Origin of the sequence: Aerococcus viridans, from assembly GCF_001543285.1 — a bacterium.
In the GTDB taxonomy this organism is placed as follows: domain Bacteria; phylum Bacillota; class Bacilli; order Lactobacillales; family Aerococcaceae; genus Aerococcus; species Aerococcus viridans.
Map to the genome: position 1 here is coordinate 350165 of NZ_CP014164.1, position 14501 is coordinate 364665.

Below are 14501 nucleotides of genomic sequence, written 5' to 3' on the forward strand. Positions count from 1 at the left end.
TGTTCTTTGAAAACTGAATACTGTAAGTAATAAACCTCTTATTTAATTATTTTCTACCAGGAGATAATTAATATAAGAAATTCCAATTTTACCAAGAGTAAAAAACCAATAAAAGTAAGCAAATTACTTTTCGCGAATCATACAACTTAACCAATGGTTAAGTGAATAAGGGCGCACGGTGGATGCCTTGGCACTAGGAGCCGATGAAGGACGGGACTAACACCGATATGCTTCGGGGAGCTGTAAGTAAGCTTTGATCCGGAGATTTCCGAATGGGGGAACCCAATTGCTTTGATAGGCAATTACTCAACTACGAATACATAGTAGTTTGAGAGGAAGACGCAGGGAACTGAAACATCTCATTACCTGTAGGAAGAGAAAGAAAATTCGATTTCCTGAGTAGCGGCGAGCGAAACGGAAAGAGCCCAAACCAAAGAGCTTGCTCTTTGGGGTTGTAGGACAGACGATATGTAGTTAAAGATTTAGTCGAATGGCATGGGAAGGCCAATCACAGAGGGTGACAATCCCGTAGACGAAAGATCAATAACGCTAGTCTGTATCCTGAGTACGGCGGAACACGTGTAATTCCGTCGGAATCCGGGAGGACCATCTCCCAAGGCTAAATACTCCCTAGTGACCGATAGTGAACCAGTACCGTGAGGGAAAGGTGAAAAGCACCCCGGAAGGGGAGTGAAATAGTACCTGAAACCGTGCGCTTACAAGCAGTCAGAGCCCGTTAATGGGTGATGGCGTACTTTTTGTAGAACGGACCGGCGAGTTACGATTGCATGCAAGGTTAAGTTGAAGAAACGGAGCCATAGCGAAAGCGAGTCTGAATAGGGCGTCGAGTATGTAGTCGTATACCCGAAACCAAGTGACCTACCCATGTGCAGGGTGAAGGTGCGGTAAAACGCACTGGAGGCCCGAACCCACGTCTGTTGAAAAAGGCGGGGATGACGTGTGGGTAGCGGAGAAATTCCAATCGAACTTGGAGATAGCTGGTTCTCTCCGAAATAGCTTTAGGGCTAGCCTCGGATGATGAATATTGGAGGTAGAGCACTGTTTGATCTAGGGGTCCATCTAGGATTACCGAAATCTGATAAACTCCGAATGCCAAATATTTTAATCCGGGAGTCAAACTGCGAGTGATAAGATCCGTAGTTGAAAGGGAAACAGCCCAGACCACCAGCTAAGGTCCCAAAGTTTCAGTTAAGTGGAAAAGGATGTGGGGTTGCTTAGACAACTAGGATGTTGGCTTAGAAGCAGCCATCATTTAAAGAGTGCGTAATAGCTCACTAGTCGAGTGACCCTGCGCCGAAAATGTACCGGGGCTAAACTGAACACCGAAGCTGTGGATATCCGCATGGATATGGTAGGAGAGCGTTCTAAGGGCAGAGAAGCAAGATCGAGAGGACTTGTGGAGCGCTTAGAAGTGAGAATGCCGGTATGAGTAGCGAAAGACGGGTGAGAATCCCGTCCACCGTATGACTAAGGTTTCCTGGGGAAGGCTCGTCCTCCCAGGGTTAGTCGGGACCTAAGCCGAGACCGAAAGGTGTAGGCGATGGACAACAGGTTGAGATTCCTGTACTTGTTTGTATTGTTTGACCAAAGGAAGGACGCAGGAGGCTAAGCAGAGCACGTTATTGGATTCGTGTTCAAGCAGTGAGTCTGACACAGAGTGAAATGCTTCGTGTTAAAGACAAGCTGTGATGAGGAGGGAAATATAGTACCGAAGCTGCTGACGTCACACTGCCAAGAAAAGTTTCTAGTTAGATACAAACAACCCGTACCGCAAACCGACACAGGTAGTCGAGGAGAGCATCCTAAGGTGAGCGAGCGAACTCTCGTTAAGGAACTCGGCAAAATAACCCCGTAACTTCGGGAGAAGGGGTGCTGACCATTGGTCAGCCGCAGTGAATAGGCCCAAGCGACTGTTTATCAAAAACACAGGTCTCTGCAAAATCGAAAGATGACGTATAGGGGCTGACGCCTGCCCGGTGCTGGAAGGTTAAGAGGAGTGCTTAGCATTAGCGAAGGTACGAATTGAAGCCCCAGTAAACGGCGGCCGTAACTATAACGGTCCTAAGGTAGCGAAATTCCTTGTCAGGTAAGTTCTGACCCGCACGAAAGGCGTAACGATTTGGGCACTGTCTCAACGAGAGACTCGGTGAAATTGTAGTACCAGTGAAGATGCTGGTTACCCGCGACAGGACGGAAAGACCCCATGGAGCTTTACTGCAGGTTGATATTGAGTGTCTGTGTGACATGTACAGGATAGGTAGGAGCCATTGAAGCCGGAACGCTAGTTTCGGTGGAGGCGCTGGTGGGATACTACCCTTGTGACATGGCCACTCTAACCCGCGACCGTAATCCGGTCGGGAGACAGTGTCAGTCGGGCAGTTTGACTGGGGCGGTCGCCTCCTAAAATGTAACGGAGGCGCCCAAAGGTTCCCTCAGAATGGTTGGAAATCATTCGTAGAGTGTAAAGGCAGAAGGGAGCTTGACTGCGAGACCTACAAGTCGAGCAGGGACGAAAGTCGGGCTTAGTGATCCGGTGGTTCCGCATGGAAGGGCCATCGCTCAACGGATAAAAGCTACCCTGGGGATAACAGGCTTATCTCCCCCAAGAGTTCACATCGACGGGGAGGTTTGGCACCTCGATGTCGGCTCATCGCATCCTGGGGCTGAAGTCGGTCCCAAGGGTTGGGCTGTTCGCCCATTAAAGCGGTACGCGAGCTGGGTTCAGAACGTCGTGAGACAGTTCGGTCCCTATCCGTCGCGGGCGTTGGAAATTTGAGAGGAGCTGTCCTTAGTACGAGAGGACCGGGATGGACACACCGCTGGTGTACCAGTTGTTCTGCCAAGAGCATCGCTGGGTAGCTATGTGTGGATGGGATAAACGCTGAAAGCATCTAAGCGTGAAGCCCTCCTCAAGATGAGATTTCCCATATCTTTAAGATAGTAAGACCCCTGAGAGACGATCAGGTAGATAGGCTAGAAGTGGAAGTGCAGCGATGTATGGAGCGGACTAGTACTAATCGGTCGAGGACTTATCCAATGGATATAAGATTGTATGATGGAATGGTAGACGACTTACAGATTCAGTTTTGAGCGAACAAAAGCTCATATAAATATTGTGTGGTAATGATGGCAAGAAGGACACACCTGTTCCCATCTCGAACACAGAAGTTAAGCTTCTTAGCGCCGAATGTAGTTGGGGGTTGCCCCCTGTGAGACTAGGACGTTGCCATGCAAGATAAAAAAACCAGTAGCTTCGGCAGCTGGTTTTTTTGTGGTCTTTTTTAAATTTTGATTGCTCTACGAGTGTTGGGATCCGAAGGATGCAAATATTATTCAATATCAATTGTGAATAATAAGATATTTTCCGACGGAAATTCTGCAAGAATAATTGATTGGATTGGAAAAGAATATAAAAATTTACAGTAAATAATAAACTTGTTATATGGGATGGTACTTAAGCGTGGCGAGGAATATAACTAAAAAAGCAAGGTATCGACCAAATTCACACCAGTAGAAATACCGTCAAATCAATCTTTCAAAAAAAGCTTGCAAAAACATTGAAAAATATATTGGAATATCGTTGACAAGGATTCCAATAGGGGGTATTATAAATAGGTTGCTTGTTGAGGGCGACAATGAGATATAAAAGAAATTTTAAATTATTGTTGACAAGACCTCAAGCCAGGTGATATGATATTCAAGCCGTCAACAGGACATCGTTTGCATAAAACAGCAAAAAACTTTTTAAAACTTTTTGTTGACAAACATCGAATGAAGATGATATGATATATGAGTTGCTAATAAAGCAACGAGATAGACCTTTGAAAACTGAACAAAGAAGACAAACCAAAAATTGTGTATGGAATCATTTGATTCCAACAATTAAAAGTAGTGAGAACTACTATAAATAAGTCAGCAAACTTTAATGAGCAATCAAGCTCATGAAAATCTTTCATGAGAGTTTGATCCTGGCTCAGGACGAACGCTGGCGGCATGCCTAATACATGCAAGTCGAGCGAACAGATGAAGTGCTTGCACTTCTGACGTTAGCGGCGAACGGGTGAGTAACACGTAAGGAATCTACCTATAAGCGGGGGATAACATTCGGAAACGGGTGCTAATACCGCATAATATTTTCTTCCGCATGGAAGAAGATTGAAAGACGGCTCTGCTGTCACTTATAGATGACCTTGCGGTGCATTAGTTAGTTGGTGGGGTAATGGCCTACCAAGACGATGATGCATAGCCGACCTGAGAGGGTGATCGGCCACATTGGGACTGAGACACGGCCCAAACTCCTACGGGAGGCAGCAGTAGGGAATCTTCCGCAATGGGCGAAAGCCTGACGGAGCAATGCCGCGTGAGTGAAGAAGGCCTTCGGGTCGTAAAACTCTGTTATAAGAGAAGAACAAATTGTAGAGTAACTGCTACAGTCTTGACGGTATCTTATCAGAAAGCCACGGCTAACTACGTGCCAGCAGCCGCGGTAATACGTAGGTGGCAAGCGTTGTCCGGATTTATTGGGCGTAAAGGGAGCGCAGGTGGTTTCTTAAGTCTGATGTGAAAGCCCACGGCTTAACCGTGGAGGGTCATTGGAAACTGGGAAACTTGAGTACAGAAGAGGAATGTGGAACTCCATGTGTAGCGGTGGAATGCGTAGATATATGGAAGAACACCAGTGGCGAAGGCGACATTCTGGTCTGTTACTGACACTGAGGCTCGAAAGCGTGGGGAGCAAACAGGATTAGATACCCTGGTAGTCCACGCCGTAAACGATGAGTGCTAGGTGTTGGAGGGTTTCCGCCCTTCAGTGCCGCAGTTAACGCATTAAGCACTCCGCCTGGGGAGTACGACCGCAAGGTTGAAACTCAAAGGAATTGACGGGGACCCGCACAAGCGGTGGAGCATGTGGTTTAATTCGAAGCAACGCGAAGAACCTTACCAAGTCTTGACATCCTTTGACCACCCTAGAGATAGGGCTTTCCCTTCGGGGACAAAGTGACAGGTGGTGCATGGTTGTCGTCAGCTCGTGTCGTGAGATGTTGGGTTAAGTCCCGCAACGAGCGCAACCCCTATTATTAGTTGCCAGCATTTAGTTGGGCACTCTAATGAGACTGCCGGTGACAAACCGGAGGAAGGTGGGGATGACGTCAAATCAGCATGCCCCTTATGACTTGGGCTACACACGTGCTACAATGGATGGTACAACGAGTCGCAAACCCGCGAGGGCAAGCAAATCTCTTAAAGCCATTCTCAGTTCGGATTGCAGGCTGCAACTCGCCTGCATGAAGCCGGAATCGCTAGTAATCGTGGATCAGCACGCCACGGTGAATACGTTCCCGGGTCTTGTACACACCGCCCGTCACACCACGAGAGTTTGTAACACCCGAAGTCGGTGAGGTAACCTTTATGGAGCCAGCCGCCGAAGGTGGGACAGATGATTGGGGTGAAGTCGTAACAAGGTAGCCGTATCGGAAGGTGCGGCTGGATCACCTCCTTTCTAAGGAATATAACGGAAACACAATGTGTTTGACGCTTCTTTGTTTAGTTTTGAGAGATTTATCTCTCTTGTATATATTTTGTTCTTTGAAAACTGAATACTGTAAGTAATAAACCTCTTATTTAATTATTTTCTACCAGGAGATAATTAATATAAGAAATTCCAATTTTACCAAGAGTAAAAAACCAATAAAAGTAAGCAAATTACTTTTCGCGAATCATACAACTTAACCAATGGTTAAGTGAATAAGGGCGCACGGTGGATGCCTTGGCACTAGGAGCCGATGAAGGACGGGACTAACACCGATATGCTTCGGGGAGCTGTAAGTAAGCTTTGATCCGGAGATTTCCGAATGGGGGAACCCAATTGCTTTGATAGGCAATTACTCAACTACGAATACATAGTAGTTTGAGAGGAAGACGCAGGGAACTGAAACATCTCATTACCTGTAGGAAGAGAAAGAAAATTCGATTTCCTGAGTAGCGGCGAGCGAAACGGAAAGAGCCCAAACCAAAGAGCTTGCTCTTTGGGGTTGTAGGACAGACGATATGTAGTTAAAGATTTAGTCGAATGGCATGGGAAGGCCAATCACAGAGGGTGACAATCCCGTAGACGAAAGATCAATAACGCTAGTCTGTATCCTGAGTACGGCGGAACACGTGTAATTCCGTCGGAATCCGGGAGGACCATCTCCCAAGGCTAAATACTCCCTAGTGACCGATAGTGAACCAGTACCGTGAGGGAAAGGTGAAAAGCACCCCGGAAGGGGAGTGAAATAGTACCTGAAACCGTGCGCTTACAAGCAGTCAGAGCCCGTTAATGGGTGATGGCGTACTTTTTGTAGAACGGACCGGCGAGTTACGATTGCATGCAAGGTTAAGTTGAAGAAACGGAGCCATAGCGAAAGCGAGTCTGAATAGGGCGTCGAGTATGTAGTCGTATACCCGAAACCAAGTGACCTACCCATGTGCAGGGTGAAGGTGCGGTAAAACGCACTGGAGGCCCGAACCCACGTCTGTTGAAAAAGGCGGGGATGACGTGTGGGTAGCGGAGAAATTCCAATCGAACTTGGAGATAGCTGGTTCTCTCCGAAATAGCTTTAGGGCTAGCCTCGGATGATGAATATTGGAGGTAGAGCACTGTTTGATCTAGGGGTCCATCTAGGATTACCGAAATCTGATAAACTCCGAATGCCAAATATTTTAATCCGGGAGTCAAACTGCGAGTGATAAGATCCGTAGTTGAAAGGGAAACAGCCCAGACCACCAGCTAAGGTCCCAAAGTTTCAGTTAAGTGGAAAAGGATGTGGGGTTGCTTAGACAACTAGGATGTTGGCTTAGAAGCAGCCATCATTTAAAGAGTGCGTAATAGCTCACTAGTCGAGTGACCCTGCGCCGAAAATGTACCGGGGCTAAACTGAACACCGAAGCTGTGGATATCCGCATGGATATGGTAGGAGAGCGTTCTAAGGGCAGAGAAGCAAGATCGAGAGGACTTGTGGAGCGCTTAGAAGTGAGAATGCCGGTATGAGTAGCGAAAGACGGGTGAGAATCCCGTCCACCGTATGACTAAGGTTTCCTGGGGAAGGCTCGTCCTCCCAGGGTTAGTCGGGACCTAAGCCGAGACCGAAAGGTGTAGGCGATGGACAACAGGTTGAGATTCCTGTACTTGTTTGTATTGTTTGACCAAAGGAAGGACGCAGGAGGCTAAGCAGAGCACGTTATTGGATTCGTGTTCAAGCAGTGAGTCTGACACAGAGTGAAATGCTTCGTGTTAAAGACAAGCTGTGATGAGGAGGGAAATATAGTACCGAAGCTGCTGACGTCACACTGCCAAGAAAAGTTTCTAGTTAGATACAAACAACCCGTACCGCAAACCGACACAGGTAGTCGAGGAGAGCATCCTAAGGTGAGCGAGCGAACTCTCGTTAAGGAACTCGGCAAAATAACCCCGTAACTTCGGGAGAAGGGGTGCTGACCATTGGTCAGCCGCAGTGAATAGGCCCAAGCGACTGTTTATCAAAAACACAGGTCTCTGCAAAATCGAAAGATGACGTATAGGGGCTGACGCCTGCCCGGTGCTGGAAGGTTAAGAGGAGTGCTTAGCATTAGCGAAGGTACGAATTGAAGCCCCAGTAAACGGCGGCCGTAACTATAACGGTCCTAAGGTAGCGAAATTCCTTGTCAGGTAAGTTCTGACCCGCACGAAAGGCGTAACGATTTGGGCACTGTCTCAACGAGAGACTCGGTGAAATTGTAGTACCAGTGAAGATGCTGGTTACCCGCGACAGGACGGAAAGACCCCATGGAGCTTTACTGCAGGTTGATATTGAGTGTCTGTGTGACATGTACAGGATAGGTAGGAGCCATTGAAGCCGGAACGCTAGTTTCGGTGGAGGCGCTGGTGGGATACTACCCTTGTGACATGGCCACTCTAACCCGCGACCGTAATCCGGTCGGGAGACAGTGTCAGTCGGGCAGTTTGACTGGGGCGGTCGCCTCCTAAAATGTAACGGAGGCGCCCAAAGGTTCCCTCAGAATGGTTGGAAATCATTCGTAGAGTGTAAAGGCAGAAGGGAGCTTGACTGCGAGACCTACAAGTCGAGCAGGGACGAAAGTCGGGCTTAGTGATCCGGTGGTTCCGCATGGAAGGGCCATCGCTCAACGGATAAAAGCTACCCTGGGGATAACAGGCTTATCTCCCCCAAGAGTTCACATCGACGGGGAGGTTTGGCACCTCGATGTCGGCTCATCGCATCCTGGGGCTGAAGTCGGTCCCAAGGGTTGGGCTGTTCGCCCATTAAAGCGGTACGCGAGCTGGGTTCAGAACGTCGTGAGACAGTTCGGTCCCTATCCGTCGCGGGCGTTGGAAATTTGAGAGGAGCTGTCCTTAGTACGAGAGGACCGGGATGGACACACCGCTGGTGTACCAGTTGTTCTGCCAAGAGCATCGCTGGGTAGCTATGTGTGGATGGGATAAACGCTGAAAGCATCTAAGCGTGAAGCCCTCCTCAAGATGAGATTTCCCATATCTTTAAGATAGTAAGACCCCTGAGAGACGATCAGGTAGATAGGCTAGAAGTGGAAGTGCAGCGATGTATGGAGCGGACTAGTACTAATCGGTCGAGGACTTATCCAATGGATATAAGATTGTATGATGGAATGGTAGACGACTTACAGATTCAGTTTTGAGCGAACAAAAGCTCATATAAATATTGTGTGGTAATGATGGCAAGAAGGACACACCTGTTCCCATCTCGAACACAGAAGTTAAGCTTCTTAGCGCCGAATGTAGTTGGGGGTTGCCCCCTGTGAGACTAGGACGTTGCCATGCAAGATAAAAAAACCAGTAGCTTCGGCAGCTGGTTTTTTTGTGGTCTTTTTTAAATTTTGATTGCTCTACGAGTGTTGGGATCCGAAGGATGCAAATATTATTCAATATCAATTGTGAATAATAAGATATTTTCCGACGGAAATTCTGCAAGAATAATTGATTGGATTGGAAAAGAATATAAAAATTTACAGTAAATAATAAACTTGTTATATGGGATGGTACTTAAGCGTGGCGAGGAATATAACTAAAAAAGCAAGGTATCGACCAAATTCACACCAGTAGAAATACCGTCAAATCAATCTTTCAAAAAAAGCTTGCAAAAACATTGAAAAATATATTGGAATATCGTTGACAAGGATTCCAATAGGGGGTATTATAAATAGGTTGCTTGTTGAGGGCGACAATGAGATATAAAAGAAATTTTAAATTATTGTTGACAAGACCTCAAGCCAGGTGATATGATATTCAAGCCGTCAACAGGACATCGTTTGCATAAAACAGCAAAAAACTTTTTAAAACTTTTTGTTGACAAACATCGAATGAAGATGATATGATATATGAGTTGCTAATAAAGCAACGAGATAGACCTTTGAAAACTGAACAAAGAAGACAAACCAAAAATTGTGTATGGAATCATTTGATTCCAACAATTAAAAGTAGTGAGAACTACTATAAATAAGTCAGCAAACTTTAATGAGCAATCAAGCTCATGAAAATCTTTCATGAGAGTTTGATCCTGGCTCAGGACGAACGCTGGCGGCATGCCTAATACATGCAAGTCGAGCGAACAGATGAAGTGCTTGCACTTCTGACGTTAGCGGCGAACGGGTGAGTAACACGTAAGGAATCTACCTATAAGCGGGGGATAACATTCGGAAACGGGTGCTAATACCGCATAATATTTTCTTCCGCATGGAAGAAGATTGAAAGACGGCTCTGCTGTCACTTATAGATGACCTTGCGGTGCATTAGTTAGTTGGTGGGGTAATGGCCTACCAAGACGATGATGCATAGCCGACCTGAGAGGGTGATCGGCCACATTGGGACTGAGACACGGCCCAAACTCCTACGGGAGGCAGCAGTAGGGAATCTTCCGCAATGGGCGAAAGCCTGACGGAGCAATGCCGCGTGAGTGAAGAAGGCCTTCGGGTCGTAAAACTCTGTTATAAGAGAAGAACAAATTGTAGAGTAACTGCTACAGTCTTGACGGTATCTTATCAGAAAGCCACGGCTAACTACGTGCCAGCAGCCGCGGTAATACGTAGGTGGCAAGCGTTGTCCGGATTTATTGGGCGTAAAGGGAGCGCAGGTGGTTTCTTAAGTCTGATGTGAAAGCCCACGGCTTAACCGTGGAGGGTCATTGGAAACTGGGAAACTTGAGTACAGAAGAGGAATGTGGAACTCCATGTGTAGCGGTGGAATGCGTAGATATATGGAAGAACACCAGTGGCGAAGGCGACATTCTGGTCTGTTACTGACACTGAGGCTCGAAAGCGTGGGGAGCAAACAGGATTAGATACCCTGGTAGTCCACGCCGTAAACGATGAGTGCTAGGTGTTGGAGGGTTTCCGCCCTTCAGTGCCGCAGTTAACGCATTAAGCACTCCGCCTGGGGAGTACGACCGCAAGGTTGAAACTCAAAGGAATTGACGGGGACCCGCACAAGCGGTGGAGCATGTGGTTTAATTCGAAGCAACGCGAAGAACCTTACCAAGTCTTGACATCCTTTGACCACCCTAGAGATAGGGCTTTCCCTTCGGGGACAAAGTGACAGGTGGTGCATGGTTGTCGTCAGCTCGTGTCGTGAGATGTTGGGTTAAGTCCCGCAACGAGCGCAACCCCTATTATTAGTTGCCAGCATTTAGTTGGGCACTCTAATGAGACTGCCGGTGACAAACCGGAGGAAGGTGGGGATGACGTCAAATCAGCATGCCCCTTATGACTTGGGCTACACACGTGCTACAATGGATGGTACAACGAGTCGCAAACCCGCGAGGGCAAGCAAATCTCTTAAAGCCATTCTCAGTTCGGATTGCAGGCTGCAACTCGCCTGCATGAAGCCGGAATCGCTAGTAATCGTGGATCAGCACGCCACGGTGAATACGTTCCCGGGTCTTGTACACACCGCCCGTCACACCACGAGAGTTTGTAACACCCGAAGTCGGTGAGGTAACCTTTATGGAGCCAGCCGCCGAAGGTGGGACAGATGATTGGGGTGAAGTCGTAACAAGGTAGCCGTATCGGAAGGTGCGGCTGGATCACCTCCTTTCTAAGGAATATAACGGAAACACAATGTGTTTGACGCTTCTTTGTTTAGTTTTGAGAGATTTATCTCTCTTGTATATATTTTGTTCTTTGAAAACTGAATACTGTAAGTAATAAACCTCTTATTTAATTATTTTCTACCAGGAGATAATTAATATAAGAAATTCCAATTTTACCAAGAGTAAAAAACCAATAAAAGTAAGCAAATTACTTTTCGCGAATCATACAACTTAACCAATGGTTAAGTGAATAAGGGCGCACGGTGGATGCCTTGGCACTAGGAGCCGATGAAGGACGGGACTAACACCGATATGCTTCGGGGAGCTGTAAGTAAGCTTTGATCCGGAGATTTCCGAATGGGGGAACCCAATTGCTTTGATAGGCAATTACTCAACTACGAATACATAGTAGTTTGAGAGGAAGACGCAGGGAACTGAAACATCTCATTACCTGTAGGAAGAGAAAGAAAATTCGATTTCCTGAGTAGCGGCGAGCGAAACGGAAAGAGCCCAAACCAAAGAGCTTGCTCTTTGGGGTTGTAGGACAGACGATATGTAGTTAAAGATTTAGTCGAATGGCATGGGAAGGCCAATCACAGAGGGTGACAATCCCGTAGACGAAAGATCAATAACGCTAGTCTGTATCCTGAGTACGGCGGAACACGTGTAATTCCGTCGGAATCCGGGAGGACCATCTCCCAAGGCTAAATACTCCCTAGTGACCGATAGTGAACCAGTACCGTGAGGGAAAGGTGAAAAGCACCCCGGAAGGGGAGTGAAATAGTACCTGAAACCGTGCGCTTACAAGCAGTCAGAGCCCGTTAATGGGTGATGGCGTACTTTTTGTAGAACGGACCGGCGAGTTACGATTGCATGCAAGGTTAAGTTGAAGAAACGGAGCCATAGCGAAAGCGAGTCTGAATAGGGCGTCGAGTATGTAGTCGTATACCCGAAACCAAGTGACCTACCCATGTGCAGGGTGAAGGTGCGGTAAAACGCACTGGAGGCCCGAACCCACGTCTGTTGAAAAAGGCGGGGATGACGTGTGGGTAGCGGAGAAATTCCAATCGAACTTGGAGATAGCTGGTTCTCTCCGAAATAGCTTTAGGGCTAGCCTCGGATGATGAATATTGGAGGTAGAGCACTGTTTGATCTAGGGGTCCATCTAGGATTACCGAAATCTGATAAACTCCGAATGCCAAATATTTTAATCCGGGAGTCAAACTGCGAGTGATAAGATCCGTAGTTGAAAGGGAAACAGCCCAGACCACCAGCTAAGGTCCCAAAGTTTCAGTTAAGTGGAAAAGGATGTGGGGTTGCTTAGACAACTAGGATGTTGGCTTAGAAGCAGCCATCATTTAAAGAGTGCGTAATAGCTCACTAGTCGAGTGACCCTGCGCCGAAAATGTACCGGGGCTAAACTGAACACCGAAGCTGTGGATATCCGCATGGATATGGTAGGAGAGCGTTCTAAGGGCAGAGAAGCAAGATCGAGAGGACTTGTGGAGCGCTTAGAAGTGAGAATGCCGGTATGAGTAGCGAAAGACGGGTGAGAATCCCGTCCACCGTATGACTAAGGTTTCCTGGGGAAGGCTCGTCCTCCCAGGGTTAGTCGGGACCTAAGCCGAGACCGAAAGGTGTAGGCGATGGACAACAGGTTGAGATTCCTGTACTTGTTTGTATTGTTTGACCAAAGGAAGGACGCAGGAGGCTAAGCAGAGCACGTTATTGGATTCGTGTTCAAGCAGTGAGTCTGACACAGAGTGAAATGCTTCGTGTTAAAGACAAGCTGTGATGAGGAGGGAAATATAGTACCGAAGCTGCTGACGTCACACTGCCAAGAAAAGTTTCTAGTTAGATACAAACAACCCGTACCGCAAACCGACACAGGTAGTCGAGGAGAGCATCCTAAGGTGAGCGAGCGAACTCTCGTTAAGGAACTCGGCAAAATAACCCCGTAACTTCGGGAGAAGGGGTGCTGACCATTGGTCAGCCGCAGTGAATAGGCCCAAGCGACTGTTTATCAAAAACACAGGTCTCTGCAAAATCGAAAGATGACGTATAGGGGCTGACGCCTGCCCGGTGCTGGAAGGTTAAGAGGAGTGCTTAGCATTAGCGAAGGTACGAATTGAAGCCCCAGTAAACGGCGGCCGTAACTATAACGGTCCTAAGGTAGCGAAATTCCTTGTCAGGTAAGTTCTGACCCGCACGAAAGGCGTAACGATTTGGGCACTGTCTCAACGAGAGACTCGGTGAAATTGTAGTACCAGTGAAGATGCTGGTTACCCGCGACAGGACGGAAAGACCCCATGGAGCTTTACTGCAGGTTGATATTGAGTGTCTGTGTGACATGTACAGGATAGGTAGGAGCCATTGAAGCCGGAACGCTAGTTTCGGTGGAGGCACTGGTGGGATACTACCCTTGTGACATGGCCACTCTAACCCGCGACCGTAATCCGGTCGGGAGACAGTGTCAGTCGGGCAGTTTGACTGGGGCGGTCGCCTCCTAAAATGTAACGGAGGCGCCCAAAGGTTCCCTCAGAATGGTTGGAAATCATTCGTAGAGTGTAAAGGCAGAAGGGAGCTTGACTGCGAGACCTACAAGTCGAGCAGGGACGAAAGTCGGGCTTAGTGATCCGGTGGTTCCGCATGGAAGGGCCATCGCTCAACGGATAAAAGCTACCCTGGGGATAACAGGCTTATCTCCCCCAAGAGTTCACATCGACGGGGAGGTTTGGCACCTCGATGTCGGCTCATCGCATCCTGGGGCTGAAGTCGGTCCCAAGGGTTGGGCTGTTCGCCCATTAAAGCGGTACGCGAGCTGGGTTCAGAACGTCGTGAGACAGTTCGGTCCCTATCCGTCGCGGGCGTTGGAAATTTGAGAGGAGCTGTCCTTAGTACGAGAGGACCGGGATGGACACACCGCTGGTGTACCAGTTGTTCTGCCAAGAGCATCGCTGGGTAGCTATGTGTGGATGGGATAAACGCTGAAAGCATCTAAGCGTGAAGCCCTCCTCAAGATGAGATTTCCCATATCTTTAAGATAGTAAGACCCCTGAGAGACGATCAGGTAGATAGGCTAGAAGTGGAAGTGCAGCGATGTATGGAGCGGACTAGTACTAATCGGTCGAGGACTTATCCAATGGATATAAGATTGTATGATGGAATGGTAGACGACTTACAGATTCAGTTTTGAGCGAACAAAAGCTCATATAAATATTGTGTGGTAATGATGGCAAGAAGGACACACCTGTTCCCATCTCGAACACAGAAGTTAAGCTTCTTAGCGCCGAATGTAGTTGGGGGTTGCCCCCTGTGAGACTAGGACGTTGCCATGCAAGATAAAAAAACCAGTAGCTTCGGCAGCTGGTTTTTTTGTGGTCT

8 rRNA genes are annotated in these 14501 nt (G+C 47.7%); all 8 read left to right on the forward strand.

Going from position 1 to position 14501, the window contains the following annotated elements:
* The first annotated feature begins 155 nt into the window (after window positions 1-155).
* The 8 genes from AWM76_RS01670 to rrf (AWM76_RS01705) all read left to right on the forward strand — a co-directional run bounded on the left by AWM76_RS01670 (window position 156) and on the right by rrf (AWM76_RS01705) (window position 14455).
* Window positions 156-3058 (forward strand): 23S ribosomal RNA (locus AWM76_RS01670).
* A 79-nt stretch (window positions 3059-3137) separates the two neighbouring features.
* Window positions 3138-3253 (forward strand): 5S ribosomal RNA (gene rrf / locus AWM76_RS01675).
* Window positions 3254-3971: 718 nt separating this feature from the next.
* Window positions 3972-5521: ribosomal RNA gene (locus AWM76_RS01680) — 16S ribosomal RNA — on the forward strand.
* Window positions 5522-5756: 235 nt separating this feature from the next.
* Window positions 5757-8659 (forward strand): 23S ribosomal RNA (locus AWM76_RS01685).
* Window positions 8660-8738: 79 nt separating this feature from the next.
* Window positions 8739-8854: ribosomal RNA gene (gene rrf / locus AWM76_RS01690) — 5S ribosomal RNA — on the forward strand.
* 718 nt (window positions 8855-9572) lie between these two features.
* Window positions 9573-11122 (forward strand): 16S ribosomal RNA (locus tag AWM76_RS01695).
* Window positions 11123-11357: 235 nt separating this feature from the next.
* Window positions 11358-14260: ribosomal RNA gene (locus tag AWM76_RS01700) — 23S ribosomal RNA — on the forward strand.
* Between the two features lie 79 nt (window positions 14261-14339).
* A 5S ribosomal RNA gene (rrf, locus tag AWM76_RS01705) occupies window positions 14340-14455 on the forward strand.
* Together the 16S, 23S and 5S rRNA genes form the textbook arrangement of a ribosomal RNA operon.
* The last annotated feature ends 46 nt before the right edge of the window (window positions 14456-14501 follow it).